The organism is Kitasatospora sp. NPDC090091 (genome assembly GCF_044747365.1).
Taxonomy (GTDB): Bacteria; Actinomycetota; Actinomycetes; order Streptomycetales; family Streptomycetaceae; genus Kitasatospora.
Genome location: NZ_JBIVDY010000028.1, coordinates 39,156 through 54,728, shown reverse-complemented (window position 1 = coordinate 54,728; position 15,573 = coordinate 39,156). Strand labels below are relative to the sequence as shown.

Here is a 15,573-nt window from a genome sequence, read left to right as displayed (position 1 = left end):
GGCCCCGAGCCTAGGGCCTGTCCGGGTGCCTCCGGGGCGCGCGGCCGCCGGGCGGCTGTCGGCGCAGTGGTCTGGCCGGGGAGCCCACCACCACCTCGCCCGGCGGGACGTCCCTGGTCACGACGGCGGCCGCGCCGACGAACGCGTCCGCGCCGATCTTGCGGCCCTGCAGCACCACGGCGTTGCTGCCCACGGTGGCGCCGTCCGCGAGGTGCACGGCTCCGGAGACGTTGCCGCCCGGGTAGACCGTCACCCGCTCGCCGAGCACGGTGTCGTGGCCCACGGTCGCGTTGTAGTGGACCTGGCTGTGGGCGCCGAGGCGCACGCTGCTGGACACGTACGCCCCGCCCATCACCAGGCAGCCGGGGCCGAGCACGGTGTCGGGGGCGATCAGGGCCCGGGGGTGGACGAGGATGGCCGGGACCGCGCCCCGGCCGTCCAGCAGGGCGGCGAGCCGCTGCCGGACGGCCGGGTCGGCGATGCCGACCAGGTAGCGGGCGCCGGGCGGGACGTCGGCGGGCCGCCGGACCGGAAGGCCGCGGACGGTGGCGCCGTGCTGACCGTCGTCGAGGAAGCCCGCGACCGGGACGCCGGCCGCGAGCGCCGTGTCCAGCGCCTCCCGGCCGACGCCGCCGGCGCCGGCGATCCAGAGCTCCCAGTGGTCGGGCCGGTCGGCGGCCCCCGACGGGTCGGGCCGGTCGGCCGGTGCCGGTGGGGTGGTCGGGCTGTCGGTGGTGGACATGGCGGTCATCCTGCCCGGTTCCGGGTTCAGGACGCCTCCTCGACGGCGGCGCGGACGGGCTGCGCCAGCCGCGACCCGGTGGCCTGCCGCGACCCGGTCGCCTGCCGGGGCAGGCTGATGGTCGGGAACGGGACGACCGGCGCGGGCCCGGCGGCGGACCCGACGTGGTCGGGCACGGCGCGGTCGGGCACCGGCTGGGCAGCGGGTGCGGGGTGACCGGCCGGGGTCTCGGCAGATTCGGTGGGCGCCGGGAAGCCGGGGTTGACGCCGCCGGCCGCCGTGATGCCGCTCGGCCGCAGCAGCACCCCGACAGTGCGGACGAGGATGCGCAGGTCCAGCACGAGCGAACGGTGCTCGACGTACCAGAGGTCGAGCTCGATCCGCTCGGGCCAGCCGATGGAGTTGCGGCCCTGGACCTGTGCCCAGCCGGTGAGGCCGGGGCGGACGTCGAGCCGGCCGCGCTGGCGGCGGGAGTAGTGGACCACCTGCTCGGGCAGGGTGGGCCGGGGCCCGACCACGCCCATCTCGCCGCGGGCGACGTTCCAGAGCTGCGGCAGCTCGTCCAGGCTGGTCTTGCGGAGCAGGTCGCCGAGCCGGGTGATGCGGGGCGCATCCGGCTCGTCGGCGTGGCGTTTGTCCCGCATGGTGCGGAACTTGAGGATCTCGAACTCCTCGCCGTGCCGGCCTGTCCTGGTCTGGCGGAAGAGCACCGGTCCGCCCATCGTGCAGCGGATCAGCAGGGCGATCACCAGGCCGAGCGGAATCGCGACGATCCCGGCCAGGACGGTGACCGCGAGGTCCCCCCCTCGCTTCATGACGGTCCTTCCCCCTGAGTCTGATGTGGTGGGTGGGCTCAGCCGACCGTCCAGGGCAGGGCCTTGGCGCGGGCGACGGCCGCGTAGGTCTCCAGCGAGACCCTGGCGACGGCGCGCTGGTCGAAGTGCGCCGAGGCGCGGCGCCGTGCTGCGGCGCCGAGCCGGTCGCGCAGGCCGGGCTCGGTGAGAAGCCGGTCCAGCGCGCTGGTGAGGGCCCGGGCGTCGCCGGGCGGTGCGAGAAGCAGGTGCTCGTCGTGGGTGCCGATCTCGCGGCAGCCGCGGATGTCGCTGAGCACCATCGGCAGGCCGCCGGCGGCGGCCTCCATGGCGGAACGGGAGAACCCCTCCCGGTAGGAGGGGAGTACGAAGACGTCGAGGGCCGCGTACACCTCGGGCATGTCGCTGCGCGGGCCGAGGAACTCCACGCCGGACTCGGCGCCGTGGGCGTCGGGCTTGTCCGGGTCGTCCGGGCCGATCCAGACGAACCGGGCCTTGCCGGCCAGTGCCCGGGCCGCCTCGGCGTACTCGCGGATGCCCTTCTCGGCGACCCGCCGGCCGACCCCGCCGACCAGCAGCTCCCCCGGCCCGACGCCGAGTTCGGCGCGGAGCCGGACGCGGCGGCGGTCGCACTCGCCGGGGTCGGTGACGAACCGGGTGAGGTCGACGCCGTTGCCGACCACCCGCGAGCGGCGGGACGGGACGGCGCGGGCCAGGGTCCGGCGGTCCTCGCCGTTCTGGTACAGCTCGGCGTGCGAGAAGCGCGCCGCGAAGGCCTCCGCCCCGAGTACGAACGCCCGCTTGGCGAACGGGTCGTGGGCCTGCGCCCAGAGGCCGTGGCAGGTGTTGACCACCACCGGCACCCGGGCCAGCCGGCCGAGGACCCGGCCGAGCACGCCGGTCTTGGGGTTGTGCGTGTGCAGCACGTCCGGACGGATCCGGTCGAGCACGGCCAGCAGTTCGCGGGCGGCGGCGGCGTCCGCGCGAGGCTGCCAGGCGCGGGTGAGCGCGGAGAGCGGCTCGTGCTGGACGCCGATCGCCTCGATCGCGGGGACGTACGGGCCGGGCGCGCTGATGCCGTAGGTCTCGAAGCCGGCCTCCAGGTCCACCTTGAGCTCGGTGGCGAGGAGGAGGTGGAGGCTCATGTCGACGGTGGTGAGGTGGGCGACGCGCAGTGGTCGGCCGCCCGGGCCGCGCAGCCGGGCCGGCGGCGCGGTGCGTTCGGGCGGCGTGGGCCCGGGTATGTGCGCGGTGGGCTCAGGCACGGGCGCCCACCGCCTTGGCGGTGGCGACGATCCGGGCGTAGGCGCGCTCGGGGATCAGCCGGCCGTAGAGCTTGGCGCGGAAGAAGTCGATCGGGTCGGTGCGGCGCACCGGCACCCGGCGCAACCGGACCGGGTCCGTCCCGGGGGTGTTGCGGCCGACCTCGCCGGTGGCCGCCGTCCGGAACCGGGCCCGCAGCGCCGGCTCCATGTGCGGCACGGGCACGCCCCAGGTGTAGGCGTAGTGCCGGGGCCGGACGCCGAGGTGCTGCTCGACGTCGTCGTTGCAGGCGTCCAGCTCGGCGGTGCTGAGCAGTTCCGGGCGGGCGTGGCTGCGGGTGTGGTTGGCGACGGTGCACAGGCCGGAGGCAGTCATCTCGCGCAGCTGCTCCCAGCTGAGCGCGGGGGCACCGGCGGTCTTCGCGGTCGAGCCCTCCCAGCGCATCTCGCCGCCGACGTGGCCGCTGGCGAGGTAGATCGTGAACGGGAGTCCGCGCTCGCGCAGCAGGGGCCAGGCGTGGTCGTAGACGTCGGCGAAACCGTCGTCGAAGGTGAGCACGATGCCGGGGGTGCGGCGGCCGGCCTCGATCCGGTCGACGGCCTCGTCCAGCGCGACCACCCGGCCGGGCGGCAGCTCGGCGAGCAGGTCGGCCTGAGCGGTGAAGTCCGCGGTGGTGATGTCCAGCTCGTCGGGGCTGCCGCCGCCCACGCGGTGGTAGATCAGGACGGTGGCGCCCTCGCCGGGCCTGGCCCCGACGCGGCGTGCCAGCCCGCGCTTGACCTGGGCACGAATGCCCCCACCCGTTCCTGCCGCCTCGGCTGCCCCGGACGCGGCGTTGCCGCTCATCGCTCCCCCCTCTGCGGCACCCTCCCCGGTGCCGTCAAGTGGCCTTTCATCCGGCGCAGTTGGCTGCCCCGGGCCGGCCGGACGAAATCACAGTAGGGGGAGATGTGGGGCTGCTGCCCCGGATTTGTGAAAGAAGCGAGAAGGAGTTGGCAGATGGGCTGAAAACCGGCCGATCGGACCGGCCGGAATCGATCGGGAGTTCAGTCACCGCGCGGACATATCGGACACACCGACGGCGCGGGCGTCGCAGGAGTCACGGGCGCCCCGGGAGTCGCGGCAGCGGCGGGCGGTTCGGGACGCGCGGCGGGCCGGGGCCCGACGGGCGCGGGGGTCAGAGCGTCGCGCCGCGCCGGTAGCGCACGATGGCGAACGCGATCCGGCCGAGCAGCAGTACGCCGGCCGCCAGCGAACCGGCCACGGCCATCGCCCAGGCCGGACCGTCACTGTCCGGAACCGCCACGGCCACCACGATGCCCACCGCCAGGCAGGCCAGGCCGACCACCGCGAGCGGGATCTGGTGGGTGACCAGCGCGCCACCGCGCCACAGGTGCTGCATCCGGGTCGCACCGTGCGGGCGGGGGTGCTCACGTTCCGCGTCTGCCATGAGCCCAAGGTACCGCGAGGAGCCGGGACCGGCAGCCCGCAGGAGTGATCGACCGGGCACGCTCGGCGACGAAACGGGCCGGTTCGGCGCTCCGGCGCACGCCCCGAAGGCATATGTTCCGGGCCCGCGAAAAATCCTCGGCTGTCCGGTACAACCATCTACGCGTAGTAGCTGTCTCCACTACATTGAGCGATCCAGGAGCCGTCCGCGGTGCGGGTTGGGAGTCCCCGCCGAGGACCGGAATTACCCAGGGGGCGGAGCCGCCGTGCCCTGGTGTCGGAGGCAGGGCTCCGTCCTCCGGCGGTACCGCCACGCCGCACAGGCGACCGAGGGGGAACCGTGCCGCATTCCCAGTCCACCACGTCGACCTCCAGGGCCAGGGCCAGGTCCGTGGTCCGCACCCTGCCGAGCGTGACCGTGCGCTCGCTGCCGCAGGCGGCTGTCGGGCAGCCGGCCGCCCGGCAGCAGCCCGCCGTCCGCCCGCAACCCATGCTCCCGCAACCCGTCCTCCGGCCGTCGAGGCCGGCACCCGTGGCCTACTCCGGGGCGCCGGCGGTGCCGGCGAGCCCGCCGGCACCGGCCGTGCCGACGAGCCCGGGGGGCCACCAGCCGGCCGCCGGGCGACCGACCCCGGCGGTCGATCCTTGCCGGCCGGACGGACGGGGTGAGTGGCTGCGCTTCGCCCCCGTCCAACCGCTGTTCCGGGCCCGGGCCGCGCAGCGGCTCGCCGTACTCGCCTACCACGGCGTGACCGACCCGCGCTCCTTCGGCGCCCAGCTGGACCGGCTGCGAAGACTCGCCACACCCGTCTCCCTGGAGGCCGTCCAGCAGGCCGTCACCGAGCGCCGGCCGCTGCCTCCGCGCAGCGTCCTGGTGACCTTCGACGACGCCGACCGCAGCGTCCTCACCCACGCCCTGCCCGCCCTCAACGACCGCGGGATCCCGGCCGCCGCGTTCGTGATCTCGGAACTGATCGGGACCGAACGGCCGTTCTGGTGGCACGAGGCCGACTTCCTGGCCCGGCACGGCGGGCGCGCCCGCTCCCTGGACTGCCCACACCCCTCGCAGCTGCTCCGGCGGCTCAAGGCGATGCCCGACCCGGACCGGCGGCGCAGCCTGCACGAGCTCCGGGTCAGCGCGGACCGGCGTCCGCCCGGGCAGGAGCAGCTCACCCCGGCCGACCTGCTCGCCCTGCGCGACGGCGGCGTCGCCATCGGCAACCACACCCAGGGGCACCCGTGCCTCGGGCGCTGCGACGACGACACCGTCCGGGCCGAGATCACCGGTGCGCACGAGGCGCTCACCCACTGGCTGGGCGAGCCGCCGGCCGCGTTCGCCTACCCCGACGGCGGCCACGACCCGCGTGCGGAAGCCGTCCTGCAGGAGCTCGGCTACCGCCTCGGATTCCTCTCGGACCACCGGCTGGGCCCGCGCCTGCCCCACCACCCGCTGCAGATCAGCCGGCTGCAGGTGGACTCCACCACCAGCACCCGGCGGTTCGACACCATCCTCTCGGGCCTGGAACCGGCCTACCGCCGCTGGCGCGGCCACGCCGTGGCCTGACCCCGGTGTGTGGGAAGTCGGCCCGGCCGGCTTCCCGCACACCGGGGCGCGCCGGCCAGGGTACGCACAGGAAGTCGGCCGGGCCGACTTCCTGTGCGGGCGGGGGTGGTCAGGCGGTGGGGGCGGGGGTGGCGAGGGTGAGGCCCTGGGGGTAGAGCAGGGCGGCCGGGGGGAACTGGGCCGGGGTGCCGGCGTGGAGCACGGTCACCGTGGCCTCCCCGGTACGGCTGGGGTCGGCGACGCGGCGCAGCGCCTGGGCGGCGACCGCGTCGGCAGACCCGTGCAGCGTCAACCCGGGGGCGGCGATGGAGGCGACGGCCGCGCGGATCCGGTCGGCCACCAGCTCGTAGTGCGTGCAGCCGAGCACGATGGCCGCCGTACCGGCCGGGGTCCGGGCCGCCGCGTCCGCGATGGCCGCCTCGATCGCCGCGTCGTCGCCGTGCTCGACGGCGTCCGCCAGGCCCGGGCAGGCGACCTCGGTGACGGCGGCCGTCCCGGCGAAGTCCCGGATCAGGCCGCGCTGGTAGGCGCTGCCCGTGGTGATCGGGGTGGCCCAGATCGCGACCGGGCCGCCGAGCGCGGCGGCCGGCTTGATGGCCGGGACCGTGCCGATGACCGGCAGCGCGGGCTCCAGCTCGGCCCGCAGCGCGGCCAGCGCGTGGACCGAGGCGGTGTTGCAGGCGACCACCAGCGCGTCCGGTTCGAGGGCCGCCGCGGCGCGCGCGCAGTCCAGGGCGAGCGCCGCGACCTCCTCGGGCGTGCGCGGGCCCCAGGGCATCGAGGCGGGGTTGGAGGAGAGCACCAGATCGACGTCCGGGCGCAGGGTCCGAAGGGCGGCAGCCGCGGCCAGCAGGCCGATTCCCGAGTCCATCAGTGCGATCTTCACGGACCAAGACTTTAGTCGATACCCCGCTGCCGGCCTTCGGTGCGGCAGACTGCCCGGGTGACCGTCCTGCTGTGGATCGCCCTGCTCTCCCTGCTGGTCTGGCTCTGGCTGGTGTGCTGCCACGGGTTCTTCTGGCGCACCGACGTGCGGCTGCCGCCGCGCCGCCCGCCGGCGCGCTGGCCGCAGGTCGTGGTGGTGGTCCCGGCCCGGGACGAGGCCGAGGTGCTGCCGCTCAGCCTGCCGCGCCTGCTCGCCCAGAAGTACCCGGGGCGGGCCCGGGTGGTCCTGGTGGACGACCACAGCTCGGACGGCACGGGCGCGCTCGCGGCCTCGCTCGCCGCCCCCGAGGGGCTGGAGCTGACCGTCACCACCCCTCCCCCGCTGCCGCCGGGGTGGACCGGCAAGCTCTGGGCGCTGCGGCACGGCGTGGAGCTGGCCGGTCCGGACGCGGAGTACCTGCTGCTGACCGATGCGGACATCGCCCACGGGCCGGACTCGCTCGCCGAGCTGGTGGCCGCGGCCGAGAGCAATCGGCTCGACCTGGTCTCGCAGATGGCCCGGCTGCGGGTGGAGACCGGGTGGGAGCGGCTGATCGTGCCCGCCTTCGTCTACTTCTTCGCCCAGCTGTACCCGTTCCGCCGGTCCAACCGGCCCGGGGCCCGGACGGCCGCGGCCGCGGGCGGCTGCTCGCTGGTGCGGCGCGAGGCGCTGGAGCGGGTGGGCGGGGTGGCGGCGATCCGCGGGGCGGTGATCGACGACGTCTCGCTGGCCCGCGCGGTGAAGGCCGCGGGCGGCCGGACCTGGCTCGGCCTGGCGGACCAGGTGGACAGCGTCCGCCCGTACCCGCGGCTGGCGCAGCTCTGGCGGATGGTCTCGCGCAGCGCGTACGCCCAGCTGCGGCACTCGGTCCTGCTGCTGGCGGGCACGGTGCTCGGGCTGGCGCTGGTCTACCTGGTGCCGCCGGTGGCGACCGTGGCCGGGACGGCCGCCGGGCAGTGGGCGACGGCCGCCGCGGGCGGGGCGGCCTGGGCGCTGATGGCGGGGACGTTCCTGCCGATGCTGCACTACTACCGGCAGCCCGCGCCGGCCGCACTGCTCCTGCCGTTCACTGCGGCGCTCTACCTGCTGATGACGGTGGACTCGGCGGTGCAGCACTGGCGCGGCCGCGGAGCTTCGTGGAAAGGCCGCACGTACTGAGCCGCCTGGTCCACACTGTTCGGATGGACCGCCAAGCGATCTCCCGCCTCGCCCATGCCCACCACCCGATCGCCGCGCCGATCGCCGACGAGTCGGTGGCCCGGCTGCTGACCCGGGCCACCGGGCACACCGAGACCGGCCGGGTGCTCGACCTCGGCTGCGGCGAGGGCGGCTGGCTGGTCCGGGCACTGGCGGCGCGGCCGCGGTGGCAGGCGGTCGGGGTGGACCTGGACGCGGCGGCGCTGACCCGGGCCCGGGAGGTCGCCCTGGCGCTCGGGGTGGAGCGGCGGTTCGGCCTGCACCACCTGGACGCCCGGGAGTTCAAGGCCGTCGAGCCGTTCGACCTGGTGCTGAACGTGGGGGCGACGCACGCCTTCGGCGGGCTGCTGCCCACCCTCGCGGCGGCCCGGGGGCACCTGGCGCCGGGCGGTCTGGTCATGGTCGGCGAGGGGTTCTGGGAGCGGGAGCCCGGGCGGGCCGCGCTGGACGGGCTGGGCGCGGACCGGGAGGACTTCGCGGACCTGGCGACCACGACCGACCGGGTGATCGCGGACGGCTGGACGCCGGTGTACGGCCATGTGAGCACCCCGCAGGAGTGGGACGACTACGAGTTCTCCTGGACGGGCTCGCTGGCCGCGTGGGCGCTGGACCACCCGGACCACCCGGACGCGGCGGCGGCCCGCGAGGCGGCGGACCGGCACCGGAGCGAGTGGCTGCACGGGTACCGCGGCACCCTCGGCTTCGTCACGTACCTGCTGCGCCGGGACTGACCGGCCGGTCCGTCGGACGGCGGCCCGGTCCGTCGGAAAGCAGGCTCGGCCCCGGACAGCGGGCCGTTCCACCGGACAGCGGGCCTGTCAGAGGCGGCCCAGCAGGCGCAGGGCCGCCGGCTTGGTGAACTCGTACCTGGTCATCTGCTCCAGGTCGCGCAGCCAGCGGGCCGCCCGGGCCGGGCGGGCCAGGACGCGGGCGTAGAGCTCCTCGAAGGCCGTGGTCACGCACTCCAGCGAGAACCGCCCGACCACCCACTCCCGCCCCCAGGCGCCCAACTCGGTGCGACGACCCGGGTCGTCGAGGAGTCCACGGAGCTGGCCGGCCCGCGACGCGGGCTCGCGCGAGCCGTTGCCGAAGCCGTACATGCAGCGCGAGGCGTGCGGTTCGACCAGCGGGCCTGGCTCGTGCACGGCGGTGTAGCCGGCCGCGCCGTGCACCACCACGGGCTTTCCGAAGGCGAGGCCGCGCAGGGCCGACCCGCCCATGCCGAGCACGATGTCGGCGGCCTGGTAGGCGGGCCGCGGGTCGGCCAACTGGCCCGGCACCAGGACGGCTCGGCGGCCGAGGGCGGTGTTGGCCGCGGCCGCGCGGGTGCGCAGCGGCTCCAGACTCGGCCCGGCGCCGACCACGACCAGCCGGACCCGCGGGTCGTCGAGGTGCCGGACGGCGTCGACGGTGAGCTCGGCGCCGGCGTCCTTCTCCAGCGCGGGCACCAGCCGGGTGACGATGACGAGCAGCAACTCGTCGTCGCCGATGCCGTGTTCGCGCCGGAAGGCGGCGCCGTCGACCAGTCCGGGTGCGTCGGTGGCAGTGTTCACCGGTGGTTCGATCAGGCTGACGTCCTGGTGGCCGAAGGCCTTTCCCTCGCCCATCAGCGCGCCGAGGCCGAGGACGAGCGGCTGGTGCCGGGGCAGACCGCGCAGCATCCGGATGCCGTAGAAGGTGGTGATCACCGGCAGCCGTCCGTAACGCCCGGGCCCGAAGTAGGAGTTGCGGGCCGCCCGGACCTCCCAGGCGTGCAGCAGCTGGCTGCCGTGCTCGGCGGCGAGGCGGCCGAGGCGGCGGCGGACCTCGGCGTGCGGGGAGTCCGGTCCGCCGGCGACCACGACGTCGAGGCCGTGCCGGGCGGCGACCTCGACCAGCGGGGCGGGACCGTCCACCCCCTGCGCGAAGAGCACCGGGTCGTGGCCGCGGTCGCGCAGGGTACGGGCGATGTCGACCGCGTTGAGCTGGGCGCCGCCCAGGGCAAGGTTGTTGAGATGGACCAGCACCCGGACAGGTCTCAAGGGTCACTCCTCCCAGTGGTGCGGGACGAAGACCGGGGCGGCCAGCACGACCGCGCGCGGCGGGGTGTCCAGCATCGGGCCGAACACGTCGAACTGGCCGACCGAATGCCAGCTCATCAGCGTCCCGCCGTCGGTCCGGCCGATGCTGTACACGCCGGCCCAGAGCGTGTAGCGGCCGCGCGGAAGCGGCAACCGGGGGATCACGCAGGCGACTTGGTGGTCGTCGCCGGTGAGTCGGACCTCGTGGCTGATCTGGAAGATGGGGCTGGAGGTGCCCTCGCTGACGCCCAGGTGCAAGGTGGCGTCGCCGCGGTAGTCGCCGCCGAGGGTGAGCTCGACGGTCATCGGCTCGTCGGTGGTCAGGCTCTCCCGGTCCTCGCCCCGGACGGCGTGCTTCAGCAGTTGCAGCGGCTCGCCGGTACGGCCGCCGGCCTCGGACTGGGCCTCGATGGAGTCGCGGTAGCCGGCCATCGCGTCCTTGATGCCCGCGTCCACCCGGACCGAGCCCTGTTCCAGCCAGACGCCGCGCCGGCAGATGGACTCCACGGCGGGCAGGTCGTGGGAGACGAAGACGATCGTGGTGCCCTGCTCCGCGACCTCGCGCATCCGGTCCAGGCAGCGCTGCTGGAAGACCGCGTCGCCGACCGCCAACACCTCGTCCACCAGCAGGACATGGGGTTCCAGGTAGGCGGCCACGGCGAAGCCGAGGCGCATCTGCATGCCGGAGGAGTAGAACTTCACCTGCCGGTCGATGGCGCCGCCGAGCCGGGCGAACTCCACGATGTCGTCGAAGCGGGTGGCCACCTCGCGCCGCCGCAGGCCGAGCAGCGCGCCGAACAGGTAGATGTTCTCGCGGCCCGTCAGGTCCGGGTGGATGCCGGCCCGGATCTCGATCAGGGCGCCGATCCGGCCGCGGACGTCGATCACGCCGCCGTAGGGGTACATCACCCGGGTCAGCATCTTCAGCAGGGTGGACTTGCCGGAACCGTTCGAACCGATCAGGCCGACGGACTCGCCCGGGTCGATGTGCAGGTTGATGTCCCGCAGCGCCCAGCGCCAGTCCTCGCCCTTCTCGCCGCGCAGCCGGCGGGCCATCGACTCGACCTTGTCGCGCAGCAGCATCCGCTGCTGGTCGGCCTTGAAGCGCTTCCACACCTGCTCGGTGCGGATGGTGCCCAGGGGGTGGGTCCGGCTAGGCGACATCGGCGATCCCCGTCTCCAGCTTCTTGAACAGCAGGTAGCCGCCGACCAGGAACACCAGCGAGGAGACCGCGGCGATCGAGGTGAGCGCGAGGTCGGGCGCGTCACCGTACAGCAGGGCACCGCGGTAGCCCTCGATGACGGCGCCCAGCGGGTTGAAGCCGACGTAGATCTCCTGGAGGCGCTGCGGGATCTGCGCCAGCGGGTAGGCGACGGGGGTGGCGAAGACGCCCATCTGCGTGATGATCGGCAGCAGGTGGCGGACGTCGCGCAGGTAGACCACGGCGACCGAGAGGATCAGCGCCACGCCGTAGGTGAAGGCGAACTGGATCAGCAGCAGCGGCAGCACCCAGAGGAAGGTGGCGGCGGGGGCGGTCCAGAACAGCAGGAAGAGCAGGCCGAGGACGCCGATGCCGATCAGCATGTCGACGCCGGCGACCAGCATGGTGGCCAGCGGGAAGACCTCGCGCGGGCAGTAGACCTTGTTGAGCAGGCTGAGGTTGTTGGCCAGGCTCAGCGCGCCCTGGTTCATGGTGTTGCTGAAGAACTGCCAGACGATCAGGCCGACGTAGGCGAAGAGCGGGTACTCCGCCGTGCCGGTGTCGATCTTCACCGCGCGGTGGAAGACCAGGGTGAAGATGGCGCAGAGCGCGAGCGGGGTGAGGACCGCCCAGGCGAAGCCGAGCACGGCCTGCTTGTAGCGGGCGCGCAGGTCGCGTTCGGCCAGCGCGCGGACCAGTTCACGGGCGCCCCAGAGCTCCCGGGCGACCTGGGCGGGGCGCAGCCGGCGTTTGAAGATCAGTTCGGGCGGCGGCCCGTCGGCGGCCGCGGGCCGCCGTGGAGCGGCCGATGTCTGGCTGTCGCGCTCGTCGACGAGCTGCGCGCGTTGTCCCCCCACGGACCCCTGCCCTCTCCGGTACCGGCGGTATCGAGAAGTGGGCCCGCCGCCACGGCAGTTCTCCCCCGCGACGGTGCGGCCCGGCGTCCACCATGGCACAGAGTGTGGTCGCCGGGGGTCGGTTCCGTGAAGGTGATCGGAACACCGGGGGGACGGGCGTGGCGCGGAGCGGGGTCGGCAGGGGGACGGGACGGCTCGGGGGCCTCAGTGGCGGGACTGCTCCTGCTGCCGCTGCTGGTCGTCGGCGACCAGGCGGTCCATGACGGCGGGCATGGCGTCGACGCCGCCGGCCTGGGTCGGCGTGGTGCGGGCGTCGCCCTGGACCACCACGGTGGGCAGCTCGTTGATGCGGTACCGGACGAACATCGCGGCGGCCTCGTCGACGTTCCGCCGGACCTGCTCGGAGCGGTAGGCGTCGCGGAAGGTGCCCGCGTCGACGCCCTGGCGCACCGCCCAGTCGACGGCGGCGGACTCGGTGGTGAGGTCCTGGTCGTTGGTGTGGATGGCGCGGAAGGCACCGGCCTGCAGGCGCTCGACGAGGCTCAGGCGCTCCAACGTGTAGTACAGGCGCGCGTGTCCGCGCTGCACGCCCTCCTCGCGGCTGCCCGGCCAGATCGCGGGCACCCGGCGCAGGTCGACGTCGGCGCGGTGCTTCTCGGCCCAGGCCTGGAGCGGCTGCTCCAGCTGCTGGGAGTGGCCGCAGTCGTACCAGAAGAATTCGAGCGCCTCGGTGCGGGCGCCCTCGCGCACCGGCTGGAGGCGCTCGGCGAGGACGGACTGCGCGCCGTCAGTGGCGGGTTGGTGGGTGGTGGCGGCGCCGGCCTGGACGGGGGATGCGGCGATCCCGGTGGCGACGGCGAGCAGGACGGTGGACCTCAGCAGCGACTTCACACCGGGCAGTGTGTCCGTCACGGCCGGCGACCGGCCAGCTCCTGCCCGGCGGCACGAGCCGGTTTCGCCCGTTCGGCCCAGCGCCGTGGAACCGGCGGCGCGGGTCTGGCGGCGCGGCTCCTCGGCCTGTGAAGCCCGCGGCGCCGGACCCCGCACAGCAGGTCCGGCGCCACCGACCCGGCGTCACTCCGCGCCGGGCGTCACTCCGCGCGCGGCGCGTGCCCCGGCCGGGGCGGGACCACCACGGCGGCCGGTGCGGGCTCCGCCTTCGCCAGCGCGGGCGGCTCGCCCGCCCCCGGTTCCACGGCCGCCGCCGACTCCCCCGCCGATCCGGCCGGCTGTCGCGGGACGGCATCCTTCTTCGGGGTCGCGCCCTCGAAGAAGCGGAGCAGCTCGACCGGGAACGGCAGCACGAGCGTGGAGTTCTTCTCCGCGGCCACCTCGACCACGGTCTGGAGCAGGCGCAGCTGGAGCGCGGACGGGGTGCTGTCCATCATCTCGGCCGCCTGGGCGAGCTTCTCCGCGGCCTGGAACTCGCCGTCGGCGGTGATGATGCGGGCGCGCCGCTCACGGTCGGCCTCGGCCTGCCGGGCCATCGAGCGCTTCATCGAGTCGGGCAGCGCGACGTCCTTGATCTCGACCCGGTCGATGTGCACGCCCCAGCCGACGGCCGGGCTCTCCAGCATCAGCTCCAGTCCGCGGTGCAGGTTCTCCCGGCCGGACAGCAGGTCGTCGAGCTCGCTCTTGCCGATGATCGAGCGCAGCGACGTCTGCGCGACCTGCGACATGGCGAAGGCGTAGTTCTGCACGTCGACGGTGGCGAGCACCGGGTCGACCACCCGGAAGTAGACGACCGCGTCGACCCGCACCGAGACGTTGTCCCGGGTGATGCCCTCCTGCGCCGGGACGGGCATGGTGATGACCTGCACGTTCACCTTGCGCATCCGGTCGACGACCGGCACCAGCAGGGTAAGGCCGGGCTGGCGAACCGCCCTGCGCACCCGGCCCAGCCGGAAGACCACACCCCGCTCGTACTGCTGCACCACCCGCACCCCGGTGGCGAGCCAGAGAACTGCCAGGGCCGCGAGGCCCGCGAGTACCACCATGTCGGTGATCCTTCCCCGTGCCGGCGCACCCGGGCGGAGTCCCTGATGGCTCCGTCGGACGAGCGCGCCGCGCAGGGAAGTATCCGCCCGCGGGGCAGCGGCGCCCAGAGCACCAACCGATCTTGACGCTTTGTTATCGGGGTCCGCCCGCCCGTGGCCGCCAGAGCTCGGTGAAGAGCTCCATCCAGGCGTCCGCGACCACGCCCAGCTCGAAGCGGGCGAGTGCGTGCTCGCGGGCCGCGGCGCCGAGTGCGGCGCGGTCGCCGGCCAGCACCTTGGCCAGCGCCTCGGCGAGGGCGAGCGGGTCGCCCGGGGCGACCAGTGCGCCGGTGGCGCCGTCGCGCACGACCGCGCCGACCCAGCCGACGTCGGTGGCGACGGCGGGCAGCCCGGCCAGCGCGGCCTCGATCAGGACGCCGGGGACGCCCTCGCTTTCGCTGGTGAGCAGGACCGCGTCGGCGGCGCGGTAGAGCGGTGCCGGGTCGCCGAGGGTGCCGAGGAAGTGGGCCCGGGCGGCGGCCGGGTGGTGTTCGAGGGCGGCCCGCTGCGGGCCGTCGCCGGCGACCGCGAGCCGGACGTCGGGCAGCCGGTCGAGGGCGTCGAGGGCGAGGTCGAGCCGCTTCTCGGGGGCGATCGCGCCGAGCCAGGCGACCAGCAGGCCGTCCGCGGGCAGGCCGAGGGCCTGCCGGGCCGCGCGCCGGTCGGCCTCGTCCGCGGCGGGCGGGTACCGGTCGGCGGCGCGGGCGTTGGGGATCGTGCGGAGCTTGGCGGCGGGCAGCCGGAACCGCTCCTGCAGCACGGCCCGGGCCTCGTCGGCGAGGGCGGTGACGGCGGCGGCACGGTGCAGCAGGGCGCCGGTGCGAAGTCGGCGCAGCGGGCTCGCCGTCCAGTGCCGGGGGTCGCCGATGGAGACGTAGACGAAGGGCGTGCGGGTGCCGGCCAGGGCGAGGGCGCAGGCGGGGAGGGTGGACGAGCCGTGGGCGACGACCAGGTCGGCGGTGCGGGCGGCGGAGCGCAGGGCGAGCAGGGTGGCCGGGTGCAGCCGGCCGGGGCCGAGGACGACGGTGGCGCGGGTGTCGGGCGCGTCCGGGTGGGCGTCGGGGTGCGGGGCGAGGGCGCGCAGGGCGGAGGCCCGGCCGCGGCCGCGCAGTTCCCGGTGGAGGTCCCGCGCGAGGTTCTGGGCGCCGCGGCGGCGCGGGTCGGTGATCAGGTGCAGGATGCGGGGGCGGGTTCCGTTCGGCGTCGCCGGCGTCGGTTCGGGCATGGGAACGACCTTGGCACAGCCCCCGGCGCGGTACAGCCCCTTCGCACCGGCCGGTGGTGGCCCGTGCGCGGGCGCGGGCACTCCGGGCGGGCTCTGCTCGCCGCCCCCGCCCGCCGGCTGCGCCGTACGTGCGCCCGGGCGTGCGCCCTCGGCCGCCCCCGACCGCCCCCGCGGGCCGGTGCCTCCTGACCGATTCCCTGGCGGGCGGTGGCCGCCACCTGCAATGCTGATCGCCAGTCAG

At 75.1% G+C, this 15,573-nt stretch carries 15 protein-coding genes; 3 read left to right on the top strand and 12 right to left on the bottom strand.

Annotated elements, in window-relative coordinates:
- Window positions 1-10 precede the first annotated feature (10 nt).
- The 5 genes from ACIPSC_RS34070 to ACIPSC_RS34050 form a co-directional block, all read right to left on the bottom strand.
- Entirely contained in the window at window positions 11-742 is a 732-nt protein-coding gene (locus ACIPSC_RS34070) for an acetyltransferase (RefSeq protein WP_400832114.1), read from the bottom strand.
- 26 nt (window positions 743-768) lie between these two features.
- Window positions 769-1,557, bottom strand: a complete 789-nt coding sequence (locus tag ACIPSC_RS34065) for a sugar transferase (RefSeq protein ID WP_400832110.1) — start codon at window positions 1,555-1,557, stop codon at window positions 769-771.
- Between the two features lie 38 nt (window positions 1,558-1,595).
- Entirely contained in the window at window positions 1,596-2,819 is a 1,224-nt protein-coding gene (locus ACIPSC_RS34060) for a glycosyltransferase (RefSeq protein WP_400832108.1), read from the bottom strand.
- Complete coding sequence (locus ACIPSC_RS34055; RefSeq protein ID WP_400832104.1) at window positions 2,812-3,663, bottom strand: polysaccharide deacetylase family protein; 852 nt, start codon at window positions 3,661-3,663, stop codon at window positions 2,812-2,814. Before ACIPSC_RS34055 ends, ACIPSC_RS34060 begins: the two co-directional genes overlap by 8 nt.
- Window positions 3,664-3,994: 331 nt before the next feature.
- Window positions 3,995-4,267 (bottom strand): hypothetical protein, encoded by a 273-nt coding sequence (locus ACIPSC_RS34050; RefSeq protein WP_400832101.1) that lies wholly within the window; start codon window positions 4,265-4,267, stop codon window positions 3,995-3,997.
- Between the two features lie 747 nt (window positions 4,268-5,014).
- Between ACIPSC_RS34050 and ACIPSC_RS34045 the strand changes: the two genes are divergently transcribed.
- Window positions 5,015-5,830, top strand: coding sequence for a polysaccharide deacetylase family protein (locus ACIPSC_RS34045; protein WP_400832098.1), 816 nt, complete (start codon window positions 5,015-5,017; stop codon window positions 5,828-5,830).
- Between the two features lie 109 nt (window positions 5,831-5,939).
- Here the strand turns inward: ACIPSC_RS34045 and ACIPSC_RS34040 are convergent, their stop codons facing one another.
- On the bottom strand, window positions 5,940-6,716 hold the full coding sequence (locus tag ACIPSC_RS34040) for a glutamate racemase (protein WP_400832096.1): 777 nt from the start codon (window positions 6,714-6,716) through the stop codon (window positions 5,940-5,942).
- 57 nt (window positions 6,717-6,773) lie between these two features.
- On the opposite strand from ACIPSC_RS34040, the gene ACIPSC_RS34035 reads away from it, so the two are divergent.
- Together ACIPSC_RS34035 and ACIPSC_RS34030 are read left to right on the top strand one after the other, a co-directional pair.
- Window positions 6,774-7,913, top strand: a complete 1,140-nt coding sequence (locus ACIPSC_RS34035) for a glycosyltransferase (RefSeq protein ID WP_400832094.1) — start codon at window positions 6,774-6,776, stop codon at window positions 7,911-7,913.
- A gap of 23 nt (window positions 7,914-7,936) precedes the next feature.
- A complete protein-coding gene (locus ACIPSC_RS34030) occupies window positions 7,937-8,683 on the top strand; it encodes an SAM-dependent methyltransferase (RefSeq protein WP_400832091.1) in 747 nt (248 codons plus the stop codon).
- An 87-nt stretch (window positions 8,684-8,770) separates the two neighbouring features.
- On the opposite strand, the gene ACIPSC_RS34025 is transcribed toward ACIPSC_RS34030, so the two are convergent.
- The 6 genes from ACIPSC_RS34025 to ACIPSC_RS34000 all read right to left on the bottom strand — a co-directional run bounded on the left by ACIPSC_RS34025 (window position 8,771) and on the right by ACIPSC_RS34000 (window position 15,332).
- Entirely contained in the window at window positions 8,771-9,973 is a 1,203-nt protein-coding gene (locus tag ACIPSC_RS34025) for a glycosyltransferase family 4 protein (RefSeq protein ID WP_400832089.1), read from the bottom strand.
- A 3-nt stretch (window positions 9,974-9,976) separates the two neighbouring features.
- The gene (locus ACIPSC_RS34020; RefSeq protein WP_400832087.1) at window positions 9,977-11,176 is read right to left on the bottom strand and encodes a polysaccharide ABC transporter ATP-binding protein; all 1,200 of its coding nucleotides are present in this window, start codon (window positions 11,174-11,176) and stop codon (window positions 9,977-9,979) included.
- Window positions 11,166-12,071 (bottom strand): ABC transporter permease, encoded by a 906-nt coding sequence (locus ACIPSC_RS34015; RefSeq protein WP_400832085.1) that lies wholly within the window; start codon window positions 12,069-12,071, stop codon window positions 11,166-11,168. The genes ACIPSC_RS34020 and ACIPSC_RS34015 overlap by 11 nt, the downstream gene beginning before the upstream one ends.
- Before the next feature lie 204 nt (window positions 12,072-12,275).
- On the bottom strand, window positions 12,276-12,962 hold the full coding sequence (locus ACIPSC_RS34010; RefSeq protein WP_400832083.1) for a thiol:disulfide interchange protein DsbA/DsbL: 687 nt from the start codon (window positions 12,960-12,962) through the stop codon (window positions 12,276-12,278).
- Window positions 12,963-13,162: 200 nt separating this feature from the next.
- The gene (locus ACIPSC_RS34005) at window positions 13,163-14,068 is read right to left on the bottom strand and encodes a slipin family protein (protein ID WP_400832081.1); all 906 of its coding nucleotides are present in this window, start codon (window positions 14,066-14,068) and stop codon (window positions 13,163-13,165) included.
- A gap of 133 nt (window positions 14,069-14,201) precedes the next feature.
- Complete coding sequence (locus ACIPSC_RS34000) at window positions 14,202-15,332, bottom strand: glycosyltransferase family 4 protein (protein WP_400832078.1); 1,131 nt, start codon at window positions 15,330-15,332, stop codon at window positions 14,202-14,204.
- Between the last annotated feature and the right edge of the window lie 241 nt (window positions 15,333-15,573).